The 25,174-nt window shown below is 58.4% G+C and carries 21 protein-coding genes and 3 pseudogenes; 11 read left to right on the top strand and 13 right to left on the bottom strand.

Features of this window, described 5'->3' with window-relative positions; genetic code table 11:
* Positions 1-44 precede the first annotated feature (44 nt).
* Positions 45-809 carry a hypothetical protein gene (locus tag ACVWW3_RS00805; RefSeq protein WP_456647461.1) on the top strand — a complete coding sequence of 255 codons (765 nt, stop codon included), beginning with the start codon at positions 45-47 and terminating at the stop codon, positions 807-809.
* Positions 810-1,010: 201 nt separating this feature from the next.
* Here the strand turns inward: ACVWW3_RS00805 and ACVWW3_RS00800 are convergent, their stop codons facing one another.
* From ACVWW3_RS00800 to ehuB, 5 genes are all read right to left on the bottom strand, one after another.
* Positions 1,011-1,748: a GntR family transcriptional regulator gene (locus tag ACVWW3_RS00800; RefSeq protein ID WP_456647460.1), complete on the bottom strand. Its 738-nt coding sequence runs from the start codon at positions 1,746-1,748 to the stop codon at positions 1,011-1,013.
* 354 nt (positions 1,749-2,102) lie between these two features.
* Positions 2,103-2,918, bottom strand: a complete 816-nt coding sequence (gene ehuA, locus ACVWW3_RS00795) for an ectoine/hydroxyectoine ABC transporter ATP-binding protein EhuA (RefSeq protein ID WP_456671804.1) — start codon at positions 2,916-2,918, stop codon at positions 2,103-2,105.
* Positions 2,918-3,589: an ectoine/hydroxyectoine ABC transporter permease subunit EhuD gene (ehuD, locus tag ACVWW3_RS00790; RefSeq protein ID WP_456647458.1), complete on the bottom strand. Its 672-nt coding sequence runs from the start codon at positions 3,587-3,589 to the stop codon at positions 2,918-2,920. Before ehuD ends, ehuA begins: the two co-directional genes overlap by 1 nt.
* 1 nt (position 3,590) lies before the next feature.
* Positions 3,591-4,343 carry an ectoine/hydroxyectoine ABC transporter permease subunit EhuC gene (gene ehuC, locus ACVWW3_RS00785; protein ID WP_456671803.1) on the bottom strand — a complete coding sequence of 251 codons (753 nt, stop codon included), beginning with the start codon at positions 4,341-4,343 and terminating at the stop codon, positions 3,591-3,593.
* Entirely contained in the window at positions 4,330-5,169 is an 840-nt protein-coding gene (ehuB, locus tag ACVWW3_RS00780; RefSeq protein ID WP_456647456.1) for an ectoine/hydroxyectoine ABC transporter substrate-binding protein EhuB, read from the bottom strand. The genes ehuC and ehuB overlap by 14 nt, the downstream gene beginning before the upstream one ends.
* A gap of 1,265 nt (positions 5,170-6,434) precedes the next feature.
* Here ehuB and ACVWW3_RS00775 point away from each other — a divergent pair.
* Positions 6,435-7,289, top strand: a complete 855-nt coding sequence (locus tag ACVWW3_RS00775) for a HamA C-terminal domain-containing protein (protein ID WP_456647455.1) — start codon at positions 6,435-6,437, stop codon at positions 7,287-7,289.
* A gap of 144 nt (positions 7,290-7,433) precedes the next feature.
* On the opposite strand, the gene ACVWW3_RS00770 is transcribed toward ACVWW3_RS00775, so the two are convergent.
* A protein-coding gene (locus tag ACVWW3_RS00770; RefSeq protein WP_247350894.1) for an IS3 family transposase occupies positions 7,434-8,620 on the bottom strand; the annotation gives its coding sequence in 2 pieces (ribosomal slippage) (positions 7,434-8,368 and positions 8,368-8,620; 1,188 coding nt in all).
* A 45-nt stretch (positions 8,621-8,665) separates the two neighbouring features.
* Between ACVWW3_RS00770 and ACVWW3_RS00765 the strand changes: the two genes are divergently transcribed.
* From ACVWW3_RS00765 to ACVWW3_RS00740, 6 genes and pseudogenes are all read left to right on the top strand, one after another.
* Positions 8,666-10,372 (top strand): DEAD/DEAH box helicase, encoded by a 1,707-nt coding sequence (locus ACVWW3_RS00765; RefSeq protein WP_456647555.1) that lies wholly within the window; start codon positions 8,666-8,668, stop codon positions 10,370-10,372.
* A gap of 542 nt (positions 10,373-10,914) precedes the next feature.
* Positions 10,915-12,048, top strand: a pseudogene (locus ACVWW3_RS00760) (IS3 family transposase).
* Positions 12,049-12,083: 35 nt separating this feature from the next.
* Complete coding sequence (locus tag ACVWW3_RS00755; protein ID WP_456647454.1) at positions 12,084-12,989, top strand: MaoC/PaaZ C-terminal domain-containing protein; 906 nt, start codon at positions 12,084-12,086, stop codon at positions 12,987-12,989.
* Positions 12,990-13,225: 236 nt separating this feature from the next.
* The gene (locus ACVWW3_RS00750; RefSeq protein WP_456671802.1) at positions 13,226-13,546 is read left to right on the top strand and encodes a transposase; all 321 of its coding nucleotides are present in this window, start codon (positions 13,226-13,228) and stop codon (positions 13,544-13,546) included.
* A complete protein-coding gene (locus tag ACVWW3_RS00745) occupies positions 13,543-13,755 on the top strand; it encodes a hypothetical protein (RefSeq protein WP_456647452.1) in 213 nt (70 codons plus the stop codon). The genes ACVWW3_RS00750 and ACVWW3_RS00745 overlap by 4 nt, the downstream gene beginning before the upstream one ends.
* Positions 13,662-14,243, top strand: a complete 582-nt coding sequence (locus ACVWW3_RS00740) for an IS3 family transposase (protein ID WP_456647554.1) — start codon at positions 13,662-13,664, stop codon at positions 14,241-14,243. The genes ACVWW3_RS00745 and ACVWW3_RS00740 overlap by 94 nt, the downstream gene beginning before the upstream one ends.
* Positions 14,244-14,463: 220 nt before the next feature.
* Here ACVWW3_RS00740 and istB read toward each other — a convergent pair whose 3' ends face one another.
* Both istB and istA read right to left on the bottom strand, forming a co-directional pair.
* The gene (istB, locus tag ACVWW3_RS00735) at positions 14,464-15,207 is read right to left on the bottom strand and encodes an IS21-like element helper ATPase IstB (RefSeq protein WP_456647451.1); all 744 of its coding nucleotides are present in this window, start codon (positions 15,205-15,207) and stop codon (positions 14,464-14,466) included.
* 21 nt (positions 15,208-15,228) lie between these two features.
* Positions 15,229-16,761: pseudogene (gene istA / locus ACVWW3_RS00730) on the bottom strand (IS21 family transposase); the annotation flags it as partial.
* A gap of 191 nt (positions 16,762-16,952) precedes the next feature.
* On the opposite strand from istA, the pseudogene ACVWW3_RS00725 reads away from it, so the two are divergent.
* Positions 16,953-17,167, top strand: a pseudogene (locus tag ACVWW3_RS00725) (IS3 family transposase); the annotation flags it as partial.
* A 232-nt stretch (positions 17,168-17,399) separates the two neighbouring features.
* On the opposite strand, the gene ACVWW3_RS00720 reads toward ACVWW3_RS00725, so the two are convergent.
* The 5 genes from ACVWW3_RS00720 to ACVWW3_RS00700 form a co-directional block, all read right to left on the bottom strand.
* Positions 17,400-18,112 (bottom strand): IS5 family transposase gene (locus tag ACVWW3_RS00720; protein WP_456647449.1). Its coding sequence is split into 2 segments (ribosomal slippage): positions 17,400-17,821 and positions 17,821-18,112, totalling 714 coding nucleotides; the frame shifts between segments, so codons are not numbered across the junction.
* A gap of 404 nt (positions 18,113-18,516) precedes the next feature.
* On the bottom strand, positions 18,517-20,019 hold the full coding sequence (locus ACVWW3_RS00715) for an AMP-binding protein (protein WP_456647448.1): 1,503 nt from the start codon (positions 20,017-20,019) through the stop codon (positions 18,517-18,519).
* Positions 20,020-20,543: 524 nt separating this feature from the next.
* Positions 20,544-21,749: an acetyl-CoA C-acyltransferase gene (locus ACVWW3_RS00710; protein WP_456647447.1), complete on the bottom strand. Its 1,206-nt coding sequence runs from the start codon at positions 21,747-21,749 to the stop codon at positions 20,544-20,546.
* 60 nt (positions 21,750-21,809) lie between these two features.
* Complete coding sequence (locus ACVWW3_RS00705) at positions 21,810-23,888, bottom strand: 3-hydroxyacyl-CoA dehydrogenase NAD-binding domain-containing protein (RefSeq protein WP_456647446.1); 2,079 nt, start codon at positions 23,886-23,888, stop codon at positions 21,810-21,812.
* A gap of 302 nt (positions 23,889-24,190) precedes the next feature.
* Positions 24,191-24,520: a hypothetical protein gene (locus ACVWW3_RS00700; protein WP_456647445.1), complete on the bottom strand. Its 330-nt coding sequence runs from the start codon at positions 24,518-24,520 to the stop codon at positions 24,191-24,193.
* Positions 24,521-24,666: 146 nt separating this feature from the next.
* On the opposite strand from ACVWW3_RS00700, the gene ACVWW3_RS00695 reads away from it, so the two are divergent.
* Both ACVWW3_RS00695 and ACVWW3_RS00690 read left to right on the top strand, forming a co-directional pair.
* Positions 24,667-24,825, top strand: coding sequence for a hypothetical protein (locus tag ACVWW3_RS00695; RefSeq protein WP_456647444.1), 159 nt, complete (start codon positions 24,667-24,669; stop codon positions 24,823-24,825).
* A 38-nt stretch (positions 24,826-24,863) separates the two neighbouring features.
* Complete coding sequence (locus ACVWW3_RS00690; RefSeq protein ID WP_456647443.1) at positions 24,864-25,145, top strand: hypothetical protein; 282 nt, start codon at positions 24,864-24,866, stop codon at positions 25,143-25,145.
* The last annotated feature ends 29 nt before the right edge of the window (positions 25,146-25,174 follow it).

The following is a 25,174-nucleotide window of genomic DNA, read 5'->3' as shown; positions in this document are numbered from 1 at the left end:
GTCGCCTCATTCGGTCCTCGGGCAGCCATTAGCTGGGATGAGCAATGCGGCTCATGAAAACTGCGCAGCAAGTGATTGATAGGGGTCTACCGATGTCGCAGCAGCAACCGGAATCTCTCGGCATTCTTAATTTGGAAAGAGGTTTGCCGCGGGGCACCGAGCCAGTGGATCCGAGGCCTGGCCACCTGTTCTACCCGGGAACATTTGATTTTCCGATTATTTCTGAGACGGTAGAGGGGGCATGGGCAGAAAACGTCATCCGCGGGGACCCTTCGCTGGAGGCAGCTTATATTACCGCTGCGAAACGGTTGGTCGATCGGGGAGCGATTGCAATTAGCGCGAATTGTGGTTTCACAATCCGACATCAGAAAGCGATTGCCGAAGCTGTCGATGTTCCGGTCGCCACCTCGAGCTTGCTCCTTCTGCCTGTCCTCCTTCGTCAACTTCCTCCGGCTGGCAAGGTGGCCATCATCACCGCGGATTCGCAATGTCTCGGCGTCGACTTACTGGAAATCGATGACCCAGCCGACATTGAACGGGTCGTGATAGGAGGCGTGGAGTGCGGCCGGCTGTGGCAAAATGAGATGAGGCGCCCTCCTGCCCGCACGACCCCGGAGGATATCGAGTCTGATGTTCTGGACTGCGTGCGGCGCATCCTTGAAAAGCACTCGGGTATATCCGCGTTGCTTTTCGAGTGCACCGCCTTCCCAACGGTTTCTTCCTCCATCCGAAGAGTGACGGGATTTCCGATATACGACATAATCTCGCTATGCAGGCTGACCTACTTGTCTGCAAAAAGTAGCGATTAATTTTGCGACGAGACGCGCGGCATCAACACAGGAATGGGAAGTCGAGACTTGGAGAGCTTACAAGCGCGACCATACGCCTCGCACGATTGCGACACGATGCGCCAGGGGCAATAGTACGAACCGTAGAAAGCAATGCCTCGGTCGCCCCCACCCTTAGCCGACATCGAGAGCCAACAGAGGAGCGGCCACGATAAACTGAGTTCAGCCGGACGGTGAAGTTGGCTGAGGTAGGCGGATAGTGTAAAAATAGCGGTCCGCCCGGAAGTTTTCTCTGAAATACACTACCGGGAGTCCTTTGGAGTCTAAGAATAAGCGTTTAACGCAGAGGATGGGCGCATCGACAGGGATTTGCAATGCTGCGGCGAATTTAGTCCCGGCGACCAGCGCATCGATCTCCTGGTGCTCCTCCCAAATATTCTTGTCCACGATCTTGCGAAGCAGAGGCACAAAGAGGCCAGGGAATTCTCGAGCAGCTATCTTTTTTCCAACGTTCAGGGGAAAGAAAGCCTCAAGCACTACGAACGGTGACGTCTCAAGCATTCGAACCCGTCGCACTTCGTAAACGGTACTCGGTGCGCCGATACGCAAGGCACTCGCCACATCCCTCTCCGCCGCGACTTCGCCCTTCTGGATCACCACGCTCGTTGTTTCCAGACCGGCGATACTGAACTCTTCGATCGGTCCAGTTAGCCTATCGTCGGCCGGAGCGGCTGGTACAGCCCTGAGTATCGTGCCAACTCGCGGCCGGCGTTCGATGACCCCCTCGGTGGCAAAAATCTTCATCACCTGCCGCACCGTGACGCGACTGACTCCGAACTCTGCCGCCAGCTCCGACTCCGTTGGCAGGCGGTCGCCGGGCTGAAGCAGGCGAAGTCGCCGTCTTACGATCTCTCGAATTTGCAGGTATTTCGGAAAGGGATGGTAAGCGAAATCACTCATAAGGGCTTTGCAGAAATGATGATCGTCGTGCTCATCCGATGCTAGCCCAATGATGCACAATCAGCCATAGCCGATCTCGTCCTCTGGACAGCTTTCCCCCTCAATCCAATTCAACAGAGGCAGGCTCATGAAGCGCAGAACATGAGCCCCTCTATCATTGTCAATCGCGATGCCCGCGGGAGGAGGCAGATGACGTCAGCCCGCAAGCAGACGCCAGTATGCTCTTGACAGTAAACACCAAATGGATTGTCCGTCCCGTGCATGCAAACTAACGAGCGTTCCAGATCTGGTGGCGTCTAGCCCGGGCGAAGAACTTCCATTCAATCTCACACATTCTCATTCTGCAAAAGCGTATTAGACAGCATCCTTTACTGCAGACAAGAATTGTTGTGTTCTTTCTCGCTTCGGATCTCCGAATAACTGCTTGGGCTCTCCTTGTTCTTCGACCTTGCCGCCGAAAAAGAAGCATACCCTGTCGGAAATGTCTGCCGCAAATCCCATCTGATGAGTGACCATCAACATTGTTAGCCGAAATTCCGAGACAAGCTTCCGTATAACGTTCGTCACCTCTCCAATAACCTCTGGATCCAACGCCGACGTGACTTCGTCAAACAGCATGACCTTCGGACGCATCGCCAACGCCCGTGCAATTGCGACACGCTGCTGCTGCCCACCGGAAAGCCGCGCAGGATGTTGGTCTTTCTTTTCGATCATGCCTACCATGCTCAGCAATTCCTCCGCCCTATCTCGGGCCTCCGCTTTGCTAAGACCGAGAACCTGAATGGGACCCTCTACGCAATTTTGGAGGGCCGTCATATGAGGAAACAAATTGAAACTCTGAAAGCACATGCCGATGCTTGCTCGCATCCGTCGGAGATAGGATGCATCGGCAGGGACCAGCTTTCCACCTCTCGGCATGTGTGTAAGCGGTTTCCCGTCTACATAAATGACGCCGGAGTTGATCGATTCCAATGTCATCAGCATACGCAAGACCGTCGTCTTTCCTGAGCCGGAAGGCCCAATTATCGACACCTTCTCTGCTTCGGCCACGTCCAAATTGAGGTTGTCCAGCACCTTCAGACCGCCGTAGTTCTTGGACACATTCATAAACCGCACCATCGGTACATTGGTGCCCGTTAACTCAAGCGGATAGTCCAGCGAACTGTCCATCAAACCATTCCTAATTTGCTGCGCAACCATCGCTCGAAGATGCGGATCACCCAGGCAGCGGGCAGAGAGAGCAGAAGGAATATCAGACCAACGAGTGTATAGGGCTCAAGGTAGCGATAACTATTCGCTCCCACGACTGTCGCGGCATGCATCAACTCGGCGACACCAATCGCCGAGAGCATAGGCGTGTCCTTGAAAATCGCGATCAGAGCATTGCCCATGCCGGCGGTAGCGGGCGGCAGAGCTTGCGGTATGATGATTCTGAAATAGGTATCTCTTCCGGAAAGATTAAGCGCGGTGCAAGCCTCCCACTGGCCGGCCGGAACGGCCTCCAATCCGCCTCGATAGATTTCAGAAAGATACGCCGACCGGTAAAGGCCAATTGCTATTAGTCCTGAAGCCCAGGGAGAAAGTTGAACACCGAATTGCGGTCCTACGAAAAACACGAAGTAGATCTGCAATAGAAGCGGTGTCGAGCGGATGAACTCGACGAATTCGCGCACGGCTGCCGACAAGAGCCGGCTACGTGTTCTTTGCAGAAGAGCGAGGATAAGGCCGCCAACAATGGCGATCGAATAGCCGACGCCAACCGCGGCAAGTGTCTTTAATGTGCCGGCGAGCAAATCGGGCAGTATTTCCCAGGCGAAGCGCCAGCTCCAATCTAGCTCCATATCACGTCCTCGACATCTTTCGCCGTAATCTCGACTCAAGACCGCGCACAGCCGGTGTAATAAGGAAGCGCGCTAGCAGGTAGTAAATCGCTAGCGCAGCGCCGAACGCTTGCGCTGAAAGGAAGGTAAGATTGTTGATCTGCTTTGCCTGAAACATGAGCTCCGCCAGCCCAATTAAGGAAACGAGGGCGGTGCCCTTTAAGACGTCAATCAACAGGTTGCCCCACGGGGGTAGCATAATCAGAAATGCCTGCGGAAAGATGATACGGTACATGAGCTTTGCAGGTGACATCGAAAGCGCATAAGCCGCCTCCCATTGTCCCTTCGGCACTGCAAGAATCGCTCCCCGCACGACTTCCGCGCCATATGCGCCTGTATTGAGTCCCACGGCCAAAAAGCCGGCGGTAAAGGGAGAAAGGCTCAATCCTAGGAGCGGCAGTACAAAGAAGATCCAGTATATTTGTACGACCAAAGAACTACCGCGGAAAAATTCGATGTAGGCAGCTGCAAATGCGCGAAGCCAATGATTTTTCGATAATAGCAACAGCCCGAAAGTGACCGCGAGTACGACTGTTACAAGCGAAGCAAGAACAAATTGACTGGCCGTCACCAAGCTGCCGCTGAGATATCTTGATCCCATACTGCTCCAAAAAAAACCAAAGGGACATGTATGCTCCTGACGCTCAGCGAGTAAACCCGATGAACGAGCCTGCTGCCCGTTCATGGCCCATTCCGGCAGATCAGCGGTTTTCACAGATCCATTCGAGCGAAGTCGAACCAGGAAGCTGCTTTTCGCTGTAGCCAAAGGGCGCGACCGCAGAGAGCATTTCGGGCGAACCGAGAAACTCCTTTTGAGCGGCGTTGAACTTCGAGATGAAGTCAGAATCGGTTTTTCGGAAGCCGAATGCAACCCAGTTGAACGTTGATTCCGGCATTTTACTGGAATCAGTAACCTCGACGGAACCGTCGGCGCCCTTGGCCTGGGCTTGGAGAGATAGATCCGAATTTGCTGCGGCGTCTGCGCGTCCCGATCTCACTGCTGCCAAGACCGATGGCCCATCAGGAAGCTGCATAATACGATCCGCGGGGACGCCGAACTTTTTTGCGCTGTCAATGGTTGCATAGCCAACAACTGCTGTCATTGTTGCGTTCCTCTTGGCAATGTCCTCGTAGTTCTGAAGGCCTTTCGGATTGCCCTTAGGAACAAGCAAAGCATCAGCGGTTTTCAGCATCGGGTCAGTGAAGGCGATCGTGCTGCATCGGTCCTTCTTGATGTACAAACCAGATGTGACGATATCGATTCGGCCTGCTTGAAGGGCAGGTATCAAGCCGGAGAAGTCGGAAGTCACCACCTCGAGTTTAGTGAACCCCATCTTTTTCAAAAGGTTGATGACATAAGCGTTCATGAACCCAGCGGGCTCGCCACCCGGCCCGACGAACGCATAGGGCGGCGAGTTGGCAAAGCCTATACGGATCGCTGCTCCCGACTCTAAGCGACTGGTTAACGGTCCCGCGGAAGCAGCGGTCGCGGTCAGACTGAATAGTACTGCAGCTACGAATGCGGAAATCTTGAGTTTCATAAATTCATTCCCTCTTTGAACGTGGCTGGTTAAGTTGACCTGCCCCCTGTTGCAGGGATCGATTGTGTTTGCCTGACATACTCAGGACGTAACCACCTTTGCCTTCATTCAGACCTCGATGCGGTCTCACTGGGAGCTCGCATATTTTTACTCGATGCAATGAACCGCATGCCAGCTTCTCGGGAAAGCTTTCTTAAGCAGCGACCGTTTCATCCGTCAGTCCTCTTAGACCGGCGGACGTCGCTTCAGGATCATCATAAGACACGGCCTCACCCCTCGCAGCCTTATTCATACGAGTTAGGAGGTGAATTGTAAAGGCGATAATACAAATCCATTTACGATGTATATAGACCAATGTCGTGGTCAAAATGTCGGTGGAGAAAGGAGCGCAGTAGCACGGGCTCCATGCACGCGCCAACATGTGTGTGGGCGCACCTGAGCGAACCATAGAGTCTTCGTCGTGTGGAACGTCGCACGAGGCTTGAGAGTTCACGCATGTTAGGGCCTGACCGAATGGGGTCGTCCAAGTCTCGGTCGTGTTGTCGACTTGTCGTGCGCTGCCCCACAACTGCGCCTGAATCAAGAGCGGCTGCGAGTGACCACAAACGCTCTGCATGGCTGTCAACAGCTGGCTTATGGACCTTGCGTCAGGAGCGGACGGCTCGGGGACGGTATGGATGTGCCGAAGTGGAGTGTGTCGCCCTACATGAGGGCAAGGGCAAGAAGGCTGGAGCAAAGTAGTGCGAGCCCAGCTGCGGTTATTCCCAAGAAGCTATCCGCGACAAGGTCATGATTGCACATGGACGCCCTCATTTGCTGCGTCGAACAGAAGCGGGTGATAGCTGCTTCGCTCTGATGAGCCTCAATTATTATTCCAATTGGGCGCACACTTCCTGCTGTTGTTTGTTATGTATTGCAGTTTTTCAGCGCAACTGAGGGGAAATGCGCAGCATAGAGGCGACGAGCCGTCGTGGTTCTGCGACCCGTTTCATATAATTGCAATCAAGCTGTTTTGGAGCAATCGTTCTGCATGCGCGATTCCGTGCTTCTGTTCGTGCTCTCTGCGATAATCTTGGCGATCCCAGGCCAGCACCGAGGGGTTTTGGTGCTGCATCGGGCGGCCCCGATCCCCCGGTCAGCGTGCCCTAGCCAACGGATTTCCACATGTGCTAGCCGGGCCAATATTGCTGTTGCAGCCCCTACCTTCGATTGCCTTCGACACAACCATACGCAATGCTATGGAAATGGGCGGGGAATGAGTCGGATTGACCACATACGTCAACAAACCGAAGCGCTTTCTTGAGAGGCTTTACTTCAAGGACGGGGACAACCCAGTCGATGGAATCTGTTGTGCCGGTTTCGAATTGAAGGCCTGGCGCTGTGTGCCGTTCGCAGAGCACCTGATCGAGTGGCTTCCTGAATACGCGCTGCCGGAAGATGAGCTCTCGGTTAATCACGGCAACATGTACGTCAAGCTTAAGCAGGCGGCGATCCGTGTCTACACCAGCGAGAAGTACAAGAAGCGTGGCGAGGCCGGAGAGATCGCGCTGCACGCAATTTGTCGCGACTACTTTGGTACACTGCCAATTTCTAACCGCGTCTTCTACAAAAGCGCATCGAACGACGTGGTCAAAGCATTCGACATGGTGCACGCACGATTTCCGGACGGTGGTGGTGGGGTTGAGCTTTGGCTCGGTGAATCCAAGCTCTATAAGGACACGAAGGACTTGATTGCCGAGGCGATCAAGTCGGTCACGGAGCATCTACAACAGGGGTTTCTGAGAGAACAGAAGTTGATCCTTGGGCCGCAGATCCCGAAGAGCACGCTTCGGTACGGCGAGCTGATGGAGCTGTTCGAGCCCCAAGCGAGCTTAGATAAATTCATCTCTTCTGCCGTATTTGTGATCGGCATCCTGTCGACGGGCGCTGCGTGCGATGCAGCGACCAAAATCGATGCAAAGTACAGGGCTGCACTGGAGACAGAGTTCGCTGAGATCGGAAAAAAGCTCGCAGAGTCTGGACTGACGAAGAACATCCGGGTGGTGTTGATATACGTACCTCTCGCTGACAAGGACGGATTCGTCACATCGTTTGATACGAAACTAAAGGGGCTGCAATGACAGTAACCCAGGAGCAGTGGCATGAAATCGATGTGTTGCAGGGAGCGGCCCTGAAGAAACGCGTGTTCTCTATCCTGCAAGAGACCGCGCGCGACATACAGAAGCTAGCCGTTGACGATCCCGGAGTGACCTGCCTCCGAAGTTTCATCCAGTGGCGATTAGAGCCTCAGCGGATGTTACGCCGTTTGGCGCGGGGTGAGCAACGTGCGATCGGCGGAGCTGGTCGGGGTTGCGCAGCCGGTCGCACGTTGCGGTGAGGTTGGCGGCATAGGCCGCAGGCGTCAGGTAGCCCAGCGAAGAATGCGGGCGTTGGCTGTTGTAGTCGGCGGCCCAAGCGGCAATTCTGGCCCGGGCGTGATCGAGGCCTAAGAACAGAGTTTCGTTGAGAAGCTCGTCGCGCATCCGGCCGTTGAAGCTTTCACAGAAGCCGTTCTGCATCGGCTTTCCCGGTGCGATGAAGTGCCAGGCGATCTGGTGGTCTTCCGACCAGGTCAGCATGGCGTTGCAGGTGAACTCGGTGCCGTTGTCCGAGACGATCATGCCAGGCTTGCCGCGACGGGCGATCAGCGCCGTCAGTTCGCGCGCCACCCGCCGTCCCGGGAGCGAGGTGTCGGGGATTGCCGCCAGGCATTCCCGGGTCACGTCATCGACGATGTTCAGGATCCGGAAGCGGCGACCACTGGCGAACTGGTCATGGACAAAATCCAGCGACCAACGGGCATTCGGCCGAGCCTCGACCAGGATTGGCGCCCGAACACCCACCGCGCGGCGGCGGGTCCGGCGCTTGCGGACGCTGAGGCCTTCCTCCCGATAGAGACGGTAGATTCGGTTTAGCCCGGACGGCTCGCCATGTTGGCGCAGCAGGACGAACAGCCGGCGATAGCCGAAGCGCCTGCGAGCATTGGCAAGCTCGCGCAATTGGACGCGCAGTTCGGTATCCGGCGGCCGGCACGACCGATAGCGGATCATCTTGCGGTCGGCGCTAACGATTGAGCAGGCCCGCCGCTCTGACAGGCCCAGTTCGGCCTGCAGATGCGCGACAGCCTCGCGCTTGGCGACGGGCCCTACCATTTTTTTGACAGAAGCTCGCGCAACGCGGCGGCATCCAACATCTGCTCGGCCAGTAGCTTCTTCAGCTTGGCGTTCTCGTCCTCAAGCTGCCGCAGCCGCTTGGCCTCCGAAACGTCCATCCCGCCGAATTTGGCCTTCCAATTGTACAGCGTCCCTTCCGAGATGCCGTGCTTACGCGCCAAATCGGCCGCCTTCGCACCGGCCTCATGTTCGCGCAGCACACCGATAATCTGTTCTTCCGTAAACCTGGCTCGCTTCATCTGTCCGTCCTTCAGAAGGCCGGACTCTAACTTCAACCGGAGGAAATCGGCAGGGGCAGGTCAGGAGTCCTCAATGTCGTTCCGCGACTTGCTGGTCTCCTAGAGACGCACCTCGAGCTGGAGTCGTATCGCGAAGTCGTTAGCTCGCTCGCGCGCGCTGTCGGTCTGTGGAACTACATAGATAAGGATACGGCGGACTATCGCGACGCCGCGGTCGCAGACGCGGTCACGTCCGCGGAGCTCAACGGCATCACCTTTCACCGTGAGCAAATCGCCGCTCTGAACACATTGCTTTTGGGCAATAATCTCGTGCTGAGCGCGCCAACAAGCTTCGGGAAGAGTCTGCTCATCGACGCGCTCCTCGCGTCCGGTCGATACCACCGTGTAGCGATCGTGCTGCCCACGATTGCTTTGCTTGATGAGTTCCGTCGTCGAATAGAGCGCCGCCTCGCGGATCGGTTTGCGCTGATCATGTATCACTCACAACCCGCGCCGGCTGAAGGCAACGTGATCTTTCTCGGTACTCAAGAGCGACTGATCAATCGAAAAGATCTTGGGCGGATTGATCTTGCCGTAGTCGACGAATTTTATAAGCTCGATCCAACTCGCCAAGACGACCGAAGCGCAACGCTGAATGCGGCGGTCTATCAGCTCCTTCGCCGATCTAACCAGTTCTTCTTTCTGGGACCCAACATTGAAGCCGTTCGTTACTCTGCAGATACTCGCTGGAAATTTGAGTTCCTGCACACGCGGTTCTCCACGGTCGCGGTCGACACCTTTGATCTGACCCGCATCAAAAACAAAGAAGAGCGGCTTACGCAGGAGCTGACGAAGAAAGGTAATTGGCCGGCTCTTGTATTCATTTCCTCTCCCGACCGCGCAAACTCTCTCGCAAATAGTCTGACTGAGGATGTCAGGTTCGCAGAAGTGGACGACATGTCCAACTGGATCGACGATAACTTTGGAGAGGGCTGGGACTTGAGTGAAGCGGTCGCAGCAGGCGTGGCGGTGCACCATGGCCGGATCCCGCGCTCGCTCGCTTCACAATTCGTCCGCATGTTCAATAGCGGCGAGATCCCCATTCTGATCTTCACATCGACGCTTATTGAAGGAGTGAACACGGCTGCAAAGTCAGTCCTAATCTACGATAAGAAAATCGCCGGTCGCGACTATGACTTTTTCACGTTCTCAAACATACGAGGCCGTGCCGGCAGGCTCGGTCAGCACCACGTGGGAGCCGTGTACCTGTTCCACGCGCCTCCGACCCAGGAAACGGTAGAGGTTGAGCCGCCACTGTTCGGCGACTTGGATGAAGCTCCGGACGAGTTGGTGGTCCACATTTCGGATGACGATAACACCCCAGCTATAAGTGACCGTGTTGCCGAGCTCGCGCGCACCATGGGGCTCAGCGCCGAAGAGCTCCGCTTGGCATCGTCGGTCGGCTTAGAAGACGCTGCTGCGCTGAAGCAATGTACGCAGGCCGCTTCCCGGCGCGGCGAACGGATCCACTGGACCGGATCTCCGAAATACGGTGAAGTACTTGCGGTGTGCCGGGTGCTTTGCGAGGTGCGCCAGGCAAACGAGTTCGGCGTATTCAGTGCCAAGCAACTTGCCATGTACCTCAATAACCTGCGCAACAATGGCACGTTACGAGGGTTCTTCCGTTGGCATAGCGGATCCTACAAAGGGGATCCGCAGCGACAGGATAACGTCTTCAAATTCCTACGTGCCTGCGAATACGGACTGCCCTAGCTCTTTTCAGTAGTCGAACTCTTCGCAAAGCGTATCCAACCGGGAACGAACTACAGCCTGTTTAGTGCGGAGATGCCTCGATGGTTCAGGGCAGAAGTGCTCAAGAACCTGGACGAACAAGGCGTCCCGGTTCAAATCTCGGAGCGTTATCTGCGGAGCGGTGACACAATCGATACCCTGCGCAAGCGCTTGATCCGAGAGGCGCAGAGCTCGCGCGCCACGCTGACAGCATTTGAGAAGCGCTGGATTGTGGAGGCATTAGTGAATTAGCTCTGACGGTGTTCCACAAACGTGTAGGCTTGCGCATTGACGGGATGACCTCAGAAAGACGTGCTCAAGGCCAAACGGGCCTATTTTGATGATGTATCCGTAGCGCTTCCCGCGGTCGCGTGCGGTTTGCCGCTCGGCTGCATTCTCGATCTTCGTACAAATTCCGCAGGACATTCCATGCCGATCTAACAGCTGGTCTCAGAAATCTGAACATCGCGATAAGTGGAGTTTCTGCCTGAATGCGGCGATAGTTGCCGCAGACAGGAGCGACGATGAGCAGACGATCCCGCCGAACCCATTCCCCGGCCTTCAAGGCGAAAGTAGCGCTGGCCGCCATCAAGGGCGATCGAACGCTGGCGCAGTTGGCCGAGCACTTTGATGTCCACCCCAATCAGATCACGGCGTGGAAGGCCCAACTGGAGGGCGGTGCCTCTGACGTTTTCGGGGCAGGTCCCGCGGCATCTGCCGGGCCGGCCATCGACGTGAAGTCGTTGCACGCCAAGATCGGAGAGCTGACGCTGGAGAACGATTTTTTAGAAGGAGCGCTCACCAAGGCGGGGTTGCTGAGCGCAAAGCGATGATCGGACCGTGAGCACGATCTGTCGATCACTAGGCAAGCGGAAGCTCTGAACATCAGCCGTGGCAGCGTCTATTACCTGCCGCGTCCGGTGCCCTCCGCCGACCTCGCGATTATGCAACGGCTCGATCGGTTGCATCTGGAGTATCCCTTCGCCGGTTCGCGTATGTTGCGCGGCCTGCTGGCTGCCGAGGGGTGCAAGGTCGGCCGCCGGCATGTGAAGACGCTGATGCGGCGGATGGGGATAGAGGCGCTCTATCGCCGTCCGCGCACGACCAAGTCAGAGCCCGGTCACAAGATCTATCCGTATCTGCTGCGCGGCATGGAGATCACACGGCCGAACCAGGTCTGGGCGATGGACATCACGTATATCCCGATGGCGCGCGGCTTCGTGTATCTCGCTGTCGTGCTGGATTGGGCAACCCGCCGGGTTCTCTCGTGGCGGTTGTCGATCACGATGGAGGCGGCCTTCTGCGTCGAGACCCTGGAGGATGCTTTGGCGCGTCACGGCAAGCCCGAAATCTTCAACACGGATCAGGGCTCGCAGTTCACTGGCGCGGCCTTCACGGGCCTGCTCACCAACCAAGCCATCGCCATCAGCATGGACGGCAAAGGGGCTTGGCGGGACAATGTGTTCGTCGAACGGCTGTGGCGCAGCGTCAAATATGAAGAGGTCTATCTGCGAGCTTACGAAACGGTCGGCGAGGCGCGAGCTTCGATTGGCCGCTATCTCGACTTCTACAACGGCCGACGTCCACACTCGAGCCTTGACGGCAGCACACCGGATCAAGCCTACTTCAACCAGCCGCCAATCCGCATGGCGGCCTAACCCCGGCAGACGCTCCACTTATCGACGCGGAGATTTTGTTCAGACAACCGGGACCAGCTCTCTATTACCCTGACATCCTGGAGCAGAAGACCGAGCAGCGCCACTTTACCTATAGTGAGAAGGACGTGATGCTGTATGCGCTCGGGATCGGTATGGGCCGCGATCCAATGAACGAGCGCGAGTTGTCGTTCGTATACGAAAAGGATATCAGGGTCGCGCCGACAGCTGCCACAGTGCTAGGTTCCTGCAAGGGGCGTCCTGCCGGACCTGAGATGGAGCAGAAGCCAGGTATCCGGATCAGCCGCCTCAACATGCTGATGTTAGTGCATGGCGAGCAGAAGGTCGAGTTACACAAGCCGCTGCCGTCGTCTGGCTCGTTCACGGCCACTAGCCGCACCATCGGCGCCTACGACAAAGGCGGGGACAAGGGGGCGGTTGTCATCGACGAGACCACGTGGATCGACGACAAGGGCGAGAAGATTGCCACCCTCACCGCCTCCACCTTCGCCCGCGGTGACGGAGGGTTTGGCGGGCCGTCGTCGGGCGCACCCGAGCCTCACCTTGTGCCCGGGCGCAAGCCGGATGTGTCGGTTTCGTTAGACACCCGACCGGACCAGGCGCTGCTCTATCGGCTAAACGGCGATCTCAATCCGCTTCATTCCGATCCAGACTTCGCCAAACGGGCCGGCTTCTCGCGGCCCATCCTGCATGGCCTCTGCACTTTCGGCATCGCCTGTCGAGCGGTGCTGCAGGAGTTCTGCCACTACGATCCCATGAGAATCCTGAGTCACGAGGCACGCTTCTCTGCACCGGTGTTCCCCGGCGATGCGATTACTGTCGATCTGTGGCAAGACGGTAACGTGGTCTCGTTCGGGGCCCGTGTGATTGATCGCGGAGCGACAGTGATTAAGAATGGCAAGACCGTGCTGCGCGCCAAATAGAAGCGCTTCTCTGCTCAGTCGTGGCTGGGAGCTTCTACCGGCCCGCCCAACGCAGAAGAACGGTTTGTCCGGTCATGCTCTCAGGCTGGGATGCCGCGGACGATCGTGCCAGAAGATCGAAACACCCTAAATGATGGAAAGGCTCGGCTCCTACGGCGGCCTGCTCGTGTGCGGTTGTGAACCTCCTCCGAATTGATGGACACCTGTAGTAGGCTCGATGAGCCAGGAGGTGTCGGATGGAAGGACGTCAACGTCGCTCGTTTACGGACGACTACAAGAGGCAAGCAGTTGATCTGGTCGCATCGAGTGGCCGCGCGGTCGGATCGGTGGCCAAGGAGCTTGGCCTGCGCGATTCGGTGTTGCGGCGTTGGGTGGAGCAACGTGGGGCCCGGCTGGAGCCGACGGCGGCGTCGTGGCGCCCCACAACGCAGGCGACGCTGCCGTCGGCGGACCACGCGGCGGAGATCGCTCGTTTGCAGCGAGAGAACGAGCGATTGCGCATGGAGCGTGACATTTTTAAAAAGTCGATCGCGATCTTTGCTGGAGCTCCGAAATGAGATTCCGCTTCATTGAAGATCGCCGCGCCGACTATCCAGTGACGATCCTGTGCGACGTGCTCGGTGTTTCGCCGGCCGGCTACTATGCCTGGCGCGCGCGCCCGGAGAGCCGGCGATCCGTCGCCAATCGTGCGCTCGTCGACGACATCAAACGGGTTCACTGCGACACAGGGGGACGCTATGCAGCCCGCGCATTCATGCCGAGCTGAGGGCTCAAGGCCGCGGGGCGAGCCGCGGTCGCATCGAGCGATTGATGCGCCGTCAAGGTATCAGGGCCATCATGGCGCGGCCACGGAGGGTGCGTACCACCGATAGCCGTCACGACTTCCCGATCGCGCCGAACCTGATCGAGCGGAACTTCAGCGCCGCCGCGCCGAACCGGATCTGGCTCGCCGACATCACCTACATCGAGACCGATCAAGGCTGGCTCTATCTGGCCACCGTCATGGATTTGTACAGCCGCAAGATCGTCGGCTGGGCGATGGCGGATCATTTGCGAGCCGACCTGCCGCTAACAGCCTTGCGGATGGCCATTTCGACGCAGCAGCCTGGTGCTGGCCTCATCCACCACTCCGATCGCGGCGTTCATGCCTCTGCGGATTACCGCAAGCTTATGCAGTCCGCCGGCTTCCGGGCCTCGATGAGCCGCAAGGTGCGCATTCCAGGGATGGTGATCAGGCGTTCCAGACGATGGTGATCACGGATTCCAGATGATGGCGATCACTGGAGACGAACACGACTGACGAGTTTATGTGTGCTGCAAACGGCCTCCTCGTCAAGGCTGGCGGGCTGGTTCGAAGATCGTTCCGGCGGTCCATGGGAGGGCCCCGTGCGCGGCGCGGAGTGCCCCCACGAGCGACGCAGCGACGCGCGCGGGAGGGACCTGTGGGCCGGCGGGACGATCGTGCGCGAGGTGCTCACGGCTTTTTCTTTTCGCCGGCTTGGCGCCGCAGACTGTCGCCCTTGAGTTCGATGCGGTGGGCATTGTGAATGATGCGATCCAAAATCGCATCGCCGAGGGTGGGATCGGCAATGACATCGTGCCATTGCGACACGGGCACCTGACTCGTGATCAACAGCGATCCCTTGTCGTAGCGATCGTCGACGATCTCGAGCAGATCACGGCGCTGCTCGGCGGTGAGCGGTTCGGGTCCCCAGTCATCAAGAATGAGGAGATTGACGCGCTCGAGGGCTGCGATCAGGCGCGCCAGACGGCCTTCGCCGCGCGCCTGCGCGAGATCTGCGAACAGGCGGGGTGCCCGCTTGTAGAGGACGGAAAAGCCATCGCGGCAGGCCTTGTTGCCGAGTGCACAGGCAAGCCAGGACTTGCCGGTGCCGGTTGGGCCGACGATGACCAGGTGGTTGGCATCGCGGATCCATTGGCAGGTGCCGAGGTTCTGGAAGAGCGAACGGTCAAGGCCGCGAGCGGTGCGATAGTCGACGTTCTCGATGGCGGCGGCTTGACGGAGCTTGGCGCTGGTCAAGCGACGCGTGATGCGACGGTTGTCGCGGGCGGTGGCCTCGCGATCGACGAGGAGGCCGAGCCAATCGGCATGCGGCATTCCGGCAGCCTCGGGATTATTCTGCAGTTCAGTGAGGCCATCGGCCATGGCGGTGAGGCCGAGGGCGCGCAAGCGATCGACGGTCGGGTGAATGAGCATGCTGATCTCCTGATCAATTGTGTAGTAACTGCGGCCGCGGATGTTGGCGTGGAAGAGGATGGGTGTCTCGTCGGCGGGCGGAGCGGTCCTGTCGGTGCCGTTCTTGAGGATGGCGGCGACCGATTTGTACGAACGGGCGTTGAGCAGCAGGGCACGGGCGCAGGCGGCGTCGACGCGCTCCTGGCCATAGCGCTTGACCAGCCCGAGAATGCCGATGGCGGAGCGGAAGCCCTGTTCCGGGTGCGGTCGCGACCGCAGGATGACGTCGACCAGGGTGTCGACGTCGGGGCCTACCTTGGCGGCTTCGGAACGAATACGCTCATGGGTCCAGTCGCGATAACGACGATGCGAGCTCGGCATATGCTCGGCAATCGTCGTCGGGCGATGCTGCAAGGTGCTGCGTAGATGCGACGCCACCCGCTTGCCGCGCAGGAAAATCTCGACGGTCTTTTGAGTGACGCGGGTCTCGACCTCTTGACGCACGAGGTTGTGAGGGACGCTGTAATAATGCTTGGCGATCTCGATGTGATAATCGAGGTTGACCCGGCAGCGCTTCCACTCGGCATACTGGTACGGTTCATCCGGCAAGGGAGTGAGCGCCGGACGATCGAGCTCTTCGAACAGGTCGCGCCGACTTCGTCCCCAACTCCGGAGAGGTCGGTCGTTCAGCTCGACCAGGAGTGCGTGGATCGCCTCGTTGAGGGCGGCGAGGGAGAAGAATCGGCGGTTGCGCAGACGCGCGAGAATCCATCGTCCGACGATTTGGACCCCGACTTCGACCTTGGCTTTGTCGCGTGGACGATACGGTCGCGCCGGGACGATGGCGGTGCGGTAATGGCGGGCGAGATCTGCATACGTCCGGTTGACCATCGGTTCGTGAAAGCAAGCCCGGGTGATGCCGGCCTTGAGATTGTCGCTCACCGTCTGCCGCGCCACGCCGCCGAAATAGGCAAAGGCCCGAGCGTGCGAGGCGATCCAGTCCGGCAAGCTCTGGCTGAAGCTGGCTTCGGCATAGGTGTAGTTCGAGGCGCCGAGCACGGCGACGAAGATCTGCATGCTGCGCACCTCGCCGCTGAGCCCGTCAACCACCTCCATGGTATGGCCGGAATAGTCGACGAACAGCTTCTCGCCGGCGACATGGACCTGGCGCAGGGTCGGCTTGAGGCGGCCGGTCCACTCCTTGTAGCGTTCGCAGAACCACGCATAGCTGAAGCTGTCGGAGTTTGCGTCGCAATACTCCTCCCACAACAGCATCAGCGTGACGTTCGGGCGCCGCAGCTCGCGATGCACGAGCGCCCAGTCTGGATGCGGACGCTCGTCGCTGGGCCGATCAGAAGGCGGCGGAAACAGGCGGTTGTCGAGCTGGACGTCGTCGTCCAGCTCCGGCGGCAGCGGCCAGGTCAGACCGGCGCGGCGGGCTCGGTTGAGGTACTTGCTGACCGTGCCCTGGGCCAAGCCCAGGCTGCGGGCAACGGCGCGTTGCGACACGCCGACGCTGTAGTGCAGGCGTAGAACTTCACGGATGTGGCGCATGGACAGTCTCTCGGTCGGCATCTCGATCCTCTGCGGTTAGGCAAAAGACCAAGCTACCCGGGTTGCAGACTGTCAGCGGCGCGCGCCTCCTGCCCCGATCGCGATCGCTGGAAATAGCGATCACGATCCGCTGGAAACCGTGATCACGATGCTCTGGAATGGGTGATCACGATGGCCTGGAATCCGTGATCACGATCGGCTGGAACACGCACCGCAAGGCTGACTGCTATGATAATGCTCCGATGGAGAGCTTCTTCCACACGCTGAAAACCGAGCTCATCCATTCATCCATCACCGGCACTATGCAACAAGAACAGAGGCTACTCGTGATGTCTTTGCTTACATCGAAGGCTTCTACAATCGAACGCGCCGTCACTCCGCGATCGGCTATATCAGCCCGATCGAGATGGAGCTAAAAGCAGCTTAACCCTGTCCATTTTTTCGGTGGAAGATCAGTTGCGTTGTACCGCCGCGGCAAGCGCCGCTGAGTTGTTCCTCGCACTCCGGCGCGGAGCCGTTGCTGAGTAGAGGGTGAACGGAGGTCGCCGAAATCGTGACGCGATTGCAAGCATAGAAGAGAAGGTTCCGTACACGGCCTCGTGGCGAGCGCCGCCTGGTAAGCGCGATAGTGGAGATCGTCACCTAGGGTCTGTTGGGATTCATCGGGAGTTTATCACGGCTGCGGCCAGATGGATCATTGAGGCGAAGCTCTGATCGGTCTTGTCGGCGCGCATTGCGATGCGCTTGAATTCCTTGAGCTTGCCGAAGAAGTTTTCGACGAGATGCCGCCATTTGTACATCTCCTTGTCGATGGCGAGAGGCTTTGCCCGACGCGGATGCTGGGAGATGACAGCCTTGGCGCCGCGCGTGTCGAGTTCGGCAATGATGGCGTTACTGTCGAACGCTTTGTCCGCAATCAACGCGTCGAAGATCAATCCCTCGATGAGCGGCGGCACACCCACCGTGTCGAAGCGCTGTCCGGGCAGCAGCACGAAGCGCACGAGATTGCCAAGCGCATCAGTGAGCGCCAGGATTTTGGTGGTCATGCCGCCCTTCGAACGGCCGATCGCCTGGCTTTGCGTCCCCCTTTTGCGCCCTGTCCGTGGCGGTGGACCTTGACGATGGTGGCGTCGACCATGGCGTATTCCATGTCGGGATCGTCGGAGACAGCCTCGAACAGCCGCTTCCAGATATCCGCCCTTACCCAGTCGCGGAAGCGCGTGAAGACGCTGTTCCAGTGGCCGAACGAGACTGGCAGATCCCGCCAGGGACTGCCGGTTCGGGCGATCCACAGCACGGCTTCGACAAATAGTCGGTTGTCCTTGCCGCGGCGGCCGGGATCGCCCGGCTTTCCAAGACAAAGCGGCTCCATCTTCGCCTACTGGGCGTCGGTCAAAACGAATCGGTCCATCCCAAGCTTGAATCACAACCAGGCCCGCATGAGAATCCTGAATCCCAACAGACCCTAGTTCATTCGGGCGAGATCCGGGTTAGTCGTGTCGGATCTGCCCCCTGACTTCGCGGCGCGAGGACGAACTCACTCGCGTCCTTTGAACACAAATGACTCAATCCCACCCAGGACAAGGCCAGCAATTTCAGCTTCGCACTCGAATCTTGCGGCAGCCATCGTCAGCACACGACTTGTTGTCACAGAGCGCGTTGTTGATGTGATCGCCACGGGGTGACCGGCCCCCGGCAAGGCGCCCTTCCCTAGCCGCGCATTGCTCGATCTAAACTCTTATTCACGTGGAAGGTAGGGGCTGCCACAGCCGTTACTCAGACGATCGAATTGTTTCGCGTTTTGGTCTCGGCCGCCTTCGCTCGGGAGATCCGCTCCTTGCGAAGCTGGGTCCGGCGCACCTTTCCTGCCTCATCGCGCAGCGGTTCGTCAACAAATTCTACGGAGCGCGGGAGTTTGTAGGGTACCAGCCGCTCAGCTAAATGCGCCAGTAGCATCTCGGCGGAGAGGCCGGCGCGAGCCTGGACGATAGCGTGGACGGACGAGCCCATATCTTCTTCCGGCAGACCCACCACGGCGCACGAGATCGCCAAGGGATGCTCCTCTATTGCAGCTTCGATTTCAGCTGGATAGACGTTTGACCCGCCCACGAGAATCATGTCGGTGCGCCGGTCGGCGAGATAGAGATAGCCGTCTTCGTCGAAGTGACCGATGTCGCCGACGCTCTCCCAACCGCCGGGAAGCGCACGCGCAGTGGCGCCGCGGTAGGCGTAGGCGCGCGCTGCCCCATCGATTTCGCGCAAGTATATCTCGCCTGTCTCGCCGGGCGGCAGAGTGTTTCCCTCAGCGTCAACGACCTTGATTTCACCCCAGGCCACGCGGCCAACGGAACCCCGATGCTCTAGCCATTCGCTGCCAGTAACGATCGTGCCCGCCTGGTTCTCGCTCGCGGCATAGAGTTCCAATATGACCTCAGGCCCAAGCCAGTTGATGAAGGCCTCCTTCAACCAAGGCGGACAAGGGGCCGCGAAGTGCCAGAGCGTTTTCAGCGACGATAGATCGTAGCGGGCCCGCACCTCATCCGGCAGCCGCCAGATGCGGCTCATCATGGTGGGCACCAAATAGACCCATGTCGCCCTTCGCCGCTCTATCTCCGCCAGCACGCCCTCCGCATCGAAGCGCGGCATCAGCACGATCTGCGCGTTGCAGGCCAAGGCGTCCTTGGCGAACGTGAAGGGGCCGCTATGATAAAGCGGCCCAGGGATTAAAGCCGTATCGCCCAGACCAAACCGAGAGAGACCCGATCGACTGGGCTCGGCGGCCGTCAGACCAGGTTTTCCGGAGAGAATCAGCTTAGGCCGCCCGGTAGACCCTCCCGACGTTATAGCCACCGAGACAGGAGCGGCGGCCGACTTTAACGGACTGTCATCCTCCGAGAGCTTAAGCAGGTCCGGCACGGTGACGCGAGGCCGGTCGGTTTCCATGCCGGGCAAGGCGATGACCACGGACGGATCCGCGAGCTCGACTATGGCCTGTAACTCGGCCCGCGGCAGTCGAAAGGAAACGGGCTGCGGTGTCGCGCCCAATTTCCAGACCCCCCAGCAAGCCTCGATGAAGTCGACGCTGTTCGGTAGTCCGATCGTAACTAAATCGCCGAACTTGACACCCAGCCCTTCCAAGGCACGCGCGATCCGCCTCGCGCGCGCCTCAAGCTGACCCCAAGTAATTGTGGTCTCGCCGCAACTGACTGCTGTTTTATCGAACATCATTTGGGCGGAGCGAGACAATTTCTCGCCCAATGGAATCATGTCTTCAGCCATCTTCCCTCATCGCCGCGCTTCTTCCGTCCCAGTTTGGACGTGGATTCATCTGCTTATGACCACACTCAAGCCTTCAGAAGTATGGTTTTTGTTCGCGCGGAAAGGCAGCGTATTCGACGGCCGTGACGCATCGATCGGCCAAAATATCTGCTCTCGTGGCGGATCCACGATGTGAATGCGGTTGGCTCGCAGCCTCGGGCAGCCTGCCGGACTGGCGCAGCCAGCGCTTGGTCCATCCCCCAGCTTGCGAGCCGCTCGCTTAAGCGTCGCTCACTACCCGCCTCGGACGCGAAGCTGCGATCAGCTTGGTCAAGCCGTCTCGGTGGCAATCAAATTGCAGGATCACCGACCCACACCTGTGATGCCTAATGGAAGAATGTCGAACCGACACAGATAATGGGAGCGCTTCGGTTGAGCCTTCCGTGGGACCGGCGTTGCCATAGGAGCCCCTCTGGGACGAGCGACGGCTGGGGCTCCGGGGCTGGATTTTGCCGGAGATCAAGTTGGTGATCGCATCGATGGTTTCAGAATATCTCAAAAAGACCGGCCGCGCCCATGCCGCCGCCAACGCACATCGTGACTACAGCAAGTTTCGCGCCACGGCGCTTTCCTTCGTACAGGGCGTGCGCAACGCATCGTGCGCCCGTCATGCCGTAGGGGTGACCGATGGCGATCGAACCACCCGAGACGTTCAGTTTCTCGTACGGGATGCCGAGCCTGTCCCTGCAATAGAGCACCTGAGACGCGAAAGCCTCGTTCAACTCCCAGATGTCGATGTCCTCGATTTTGAGACCGTTACGATTTAAGAGCTTCGGGATGGCAAAGACCGGACCAATGCCCATTTCCTCAGGACGACAACCCGCCACGGCCATACCGCGATAGGCGCCTAGCGCCTGCAGACCACGTTTCTCGGCCTCCTTGCGTTCCATCATCAGGACGGCGGCCGAGCCGTCAGAGAGCTGGCTGGCATTGCCCGCTGTGACAAATTTGCCTTCCTTCAGGTGGCGACCGCCTTTGAAAACGGGCTTAAGCCTCTTAAGGTCATCGAGCGTGGTTTGCGGACGATTGCCCTCATCGGCGGAGATAGTAATTTTCTTATCCGCCGTCTGGCCAGAGTCTTTGTCGACTACCACTTTCATGGTGGTAGTGACCGAGACGATCTCGTGAGCGAAGCGTCCTTCTGCTTGGGCCTTTGCGGTACGCTGCTGTGAGTGGTAAGCGTACTCGTCCTGAGCCTCACGGCTGACGCCATAGCGCTCGGCAACAAGTTCGGCGGTTTCGATCATGGACATCCAAATTTCAGGGATGCGCTCCTCTAGCCAGGGGTCAACAGTCATAAAGCGGTTCGACTTATCGTTTTGCACCAGGCTAATCGACTCTACGCCCCCTCCGATTGCGATCGAGGCGCCGTCGTTTACGATGTACTTGGCCGCCGTCGCTACAGCCATAAGCCCCGAGCTGCATTGCCGGTCAACAGTCATGCCGGAAACCGTGTCCGGCAGACCAGCACGGAGTGCGGCCTGACGAGCGATGTTATAGCCGGTAGTGCCTTGCGGCAGCGCCGTGCCCATGACGACATCGTCGATCTCGCCGGGGTCAATACCAACCTGGACTACAGCTGCGCGTATCGACTCTGCGGCTAGAGTTGCGCCGTAGGTGTTGTTGAACGCGCCCCGGTAGGCTTTGCCAAGAGGGGTCCGTTTCGCGGCGACAATGATGGCTTCACGCATGGGAAGAGTTGTTCTTTCGGTTGGATCTGCCCGACCAGCTCCTGTCAGGAAGAAAGGAGTCTAGCGTTGATCAAAGCTGGCGAAGGTCTTGCCGTCAGCAACCAGCTTCTCCAGCAAGTGCGCCGGCTTGAAGTCGTCGCCTAGACGGAGCTGCAGTTCCTTCATCTTTCCGAGGAGTTTATCCAGACCGATCTGGTCGGCATAGTACATTGGGCCGCCGCGGTAGACTGGCCACCCGTAGCCGTTGACCCAGACTACATCTATGTCGGAAGCACGAAGCGCCTTGCCTTCTTCCAGGATTTTCGCGCCTTCATTAATCATCGGATAAAGACAGCGCTCGATGATCTCTCCATCAGAGATCGTGCGCGGGATCTTGCCAGATTTGGCGATGAAGTCGCGAATGATCCTTTCTGTGACCGGCGAGGGGTTGGCGTTGCGGTTATCGTCGTAGTCATAGTAGCCGGCGCCAGACTTCTGGCCGAAACGGCCCATCTCGCATAGCACCTCACGCAAGGTGGAGCCTGTTGATTCCTCCCTCACCCACCCGAGGTCTAATCCAGCCAGATCGGCCATGCGGAAGGAGCCCATCGGAAAGCCGAACTCGTAGAGCACGCGATCCACGTCCCAGGGGCTCGCTCCCTCCAGAACCAATTTCCTGGCCTCTCGCTCGCGTGGCGTCAATATGCGGTTGCCAATGAACCCGTGGCAGACGCCGGCGAGCACCGCGATTTTCCCGATCTTCTTGGCCAAGTCCATCGAGGTCGCGATAACATCCTTGGCGGTCTTATCACCGCGGATCACCTCGAGCAGCTTCATCACGTTGGCCGGTGAAAAGAAGTGCAGCCCGATCACGTCCTCGGGCCGGGTCGTCACCGCGGCGATCTCGTCAACGTTCAACTCCGAAGTGTTCGTGGCCAGGATCGCGCCCGGCTTGCAGATGCTGTCCAGCTTCGCGAACACCTGCTTTTTAATGTCCATACGCTCGAACACCGCCTCGATGATCAGGTCGCAATCAGCGAAATCTTCCATCGCGAGGGAACCGCTCAGCAGGTCCATGCGCTGTCTCACCTGTGCGGGCGTTAATCCGCCGCGAGCGGCTGTACGCTCGTAGTTCGATCTGATCACGCCCAAGCCCCTGTCGAGCGCCTCTTGCTTGACCTCAACTATTGTCACCGGCACGCCAGCGTTGGCGAAATTCATGGCGATACCGCCACCCATAGTGCCTCCGCCCAGGATGCCGACCTTATTGATTGGCCGTGTCGACGTGCCGTCCGGAACATCCGGAATTTTCCGCGCCTGACGCTCGGCAAAGAAGTAGTAACGCTGAGCTCGCGATTGGGGACCGGACAGCAGCTCTGCGAAGAGTTGCTGCTCGACCCGCAGGCCCTCATCAAATGAGCTTGAATTCACTGCAGCTTGAATGCTGCGTATGTTGTATTCGGGCGCCATCACCCCCCGGAATTTCCGCGCGTTGGCTTTCCTGAAATTATCAAAGATTTCGGGATGACCTTTGGCCGTCTCGAGCTTGGCAGTTTTATCGCGGATCCTTACCAGCCGCCCGCCTTCGGCCAGCACCTTGAGCGCGAACGCGATGGCGCCCTGCTTCAATTTGCCTTCTTCGACAATCTCGTCGACCAATCCCATGGCCAGTGCTTCGATGGCGGTGACATGGCGGCCAGAGGTTACTATGTCCAGCGCCTTCTCGACGCCCACGATACGCGGCAGCCGCTGAGTGCCTCCTGCGCCTGGAATGAGACCCAACGCCACCTCCGGCAGCCCCACCTTGGCTGAGGCCACCGCCACACGGTAGTGAGTGCACAGCGCGACCTCTAGCCCCCCGCCCAAAGCGGTGCCGTGGATCGCCGCAACAACCGGCTTCGTCGAATTTTCCAGCGCCGCCTGCACCTGAAAAAGGCTCGCGCCCTTTATCTGACTGCCGAATTCGGTGATATCGGCCCCGGCAATAAAGGTGCGCCCCTCGCAGATCAGGACCACAGCCTCGGCATCCGACGCGAGAACACGCTGGAAATTCTCGAGCAGTCCATCGCGCACATGGGCTGAGAGGGCATTTACCGGTGGATTGTTGATCCTGATGACCGCGATCTTGCCGTGAAGTTCGGTTTGGACACCTTTTTCCATGTTCACCATCGCTCTCTGATAATTAACTGCCCCATCGAGTCCTCAATTCGCTTCCAGCCAAGTCATCCTATTTGTGTCAAACGAGCGCAGACTGATCGAGCCGCGTCTCCAGAGAATCGTTGTGCCGGCCCAACAATTGCTGGGGCTAACGAGATCTCAATTGGAAGCGAGCAGCATAGCTCTGGCCACCGCACAAATTCTGCGGATGTTTGCCGATGGGTGGCGAAATTCTGCAAGGTACGCCGCCGCTGTGCTGGAGGTATCAATGCCCGCTAGCTAGCGAACACGGCAGAGATGTTTTCTCATTCGTCAGCCAACAAGGTATTTGGCTGTATGCCAATCTTTGTTTCCACTGTTGGTTCACCGACGACGCCGGCCAGTCTCAATAACCTGCAACCGTTCACCTGAGCACTGCATGGCTGGACAATGTCCGGCAATCCACGGAGTTGCTTGGCGATCCGGGACGATGCGTTCATGTCGGTGATCGCGAGAGCGACATCTATGAGCTGTTCTGCGCGGCTCGAGAAGCTGGAACGCATTTCGTGATTAGGACTTGCGTTAGCCGTTTGGCTGGGGATGGAGATCACACGATCGCCGACGAAATGGACGAGGTCGCCGTCAAAGGACGGCATTGCATAGACGTCAGAAACAGCAACGGCGATTCGGATGAAGCCGTCCTGGAGATCAGATATCGCAAGATACGCGTCTTGCCGCCGATCGGAAAGCAGAAGCGCTATCCCGCGCTGAGCTTGAGGGTGAAGAACAGAAAGAAAATCGAGTGGAAGCTGATCTGCCTGTTAGCTCCCGCACCGACGCCATTGAGAAGCTCGAATGGTATGCTTTGAGATGGAAGATCGAGGTGTTCCACAAGATCCTCAAATCAGGCTGCAAAGCTGAGGAGTCGAAGCTTAGGACCGCCCAGCGTCTGACCATCTGAACTCGTTCTTTTGCATCCTGAGTTGGCGGGTCTTCTGGATGACGATGCTCAACCGTTCCGCTCCAGACGCGCCGCCAACCCTCGCGTTGACCGCGACCGAAATCGGCGTGCTCGATCTCCCCGTCAACGACAAACCTAAAGCGAGACAGAAGACGCTTTCGCACTATCTCATCAAGATCGCCCGACTCGGCGGTTATCTCGCCCGCGCCAGCGAGCCGCCTCCCGGCAATACGGTTATGTGGCGCGGGCTGTCGCGCCTCACCGACATCGCGATAGGCGCCTTGGTCGGAGGAGAATTTGTGGGTAATGAAAGCCGGTGAAGGCCGCCTTGCCGTAAGCGTAGCTCTGT

Source organism: Bradyrhizobium sp. LM2.9, from assembly GCF_054056555.1.
This window is presented reverse-complemented; position numbering and strand designations above follow the sequence as displayed.

What these genes read in the sequence shown, in the direction of transcription:
- ACVWW3_RS00750 (WP_456671802.1), top strand. Translation starts at nt 13,226, where the DNA reads ATGGAAGGACGTCAACGTCGCTCGTTTACGGACGACTACAAGAGGCAA.
- ACVWW3_RS00800 (WP_456647460.1), bottom strand. Translation starts at nt 1,748, where the DNA reads ATGAGTGATTTCGCTTACCATCCCTTTCCGAAATACCTGCAAATTCGA.
- ACVWW3_RS00700 (WP_456647445.1), bottom strand. Translation starts at nt 24,520, where the DNA reads ATGCCGTCCTTTGACGGCGACCTCGTCCATTTCGTCGGCGATCGTGTG.
- ACVWW3_RS00715 (WP_456647448.1), bottom strand. Translation starts at nt 20,019, where the DNA reads ATGGCTGAAGACATGATTCCATTGGGCGAGAAATTGTCTCGCTCCGCC.
- istB (WP_456647451.1), bottom strand. Translation starts at nt 15,207, where the DNA reads ATGCTCATTCACCCGACCGTCGATCGCTTGCGCGCCCTCGGCCTCACC.
- ehuA (WP_456671804.1), bottom strand. Translation starts at nt 2,918, where the DNA reads ATGGACAGTTCGCTGGACTATCCGCTTGAGTTAACGGGCACCAATGTA.
- ACVWW3_RS00745 (WP_456647452.1), top strand. Translation starts at nt 13,543, where the DNA reads ATGAGATTCCGCTTCATTGAAGATCGCCGCGCCGACTATCCAGTGACG.
- ehuB (WP_456647456.1), bottom strand. Translation starts at nt 5,169, where the DNA reads ATGAAACTCAAGATTTCCGCATTCGTAGCTGCAGTACTATTCAGTCTG.
- ACVWW3_RS00690 (WP_456647443.1), top strand. Translation starts at nt 24,864, where the DNA reads ATGACGATGCTCAACCGTTCCGCTCCAGACGCGCCGCCAACCCTCGCG.
- ACVWW3_RS00805 (WP_456647461.1), top strand. Translation starts at nt 45, where the DNA reads ATGCGGCTCATGAAAACTGCGCAGCAAGTGATTGATAGGGGTCTACCG.
- ACVWW3_RS00705 (WP_456647446.1), bottom strand. Translation starts at nt 23,888, where the DNA reads ATGGAAAAAGGTGTCCAAACCGAACTTCACGGCAAGATCGCGGTCATC.
- ehuD (WP_456647458.1), bottom strand. Translation starts at nt 3,589, where the DNA reads ATGGAGCTAGATTGGAGCTGGCGCTTCGCCTGGGAAATACTGCCCGAT.
- ACVWW3_RS00710 (WP_456647447.1), bottom strand. Translation starts at nt 21,749, where the DNA reads ATGCGTGAAGCCATCATTGTCGCCGCGAAACGGACCCCTCTTGGCAAA.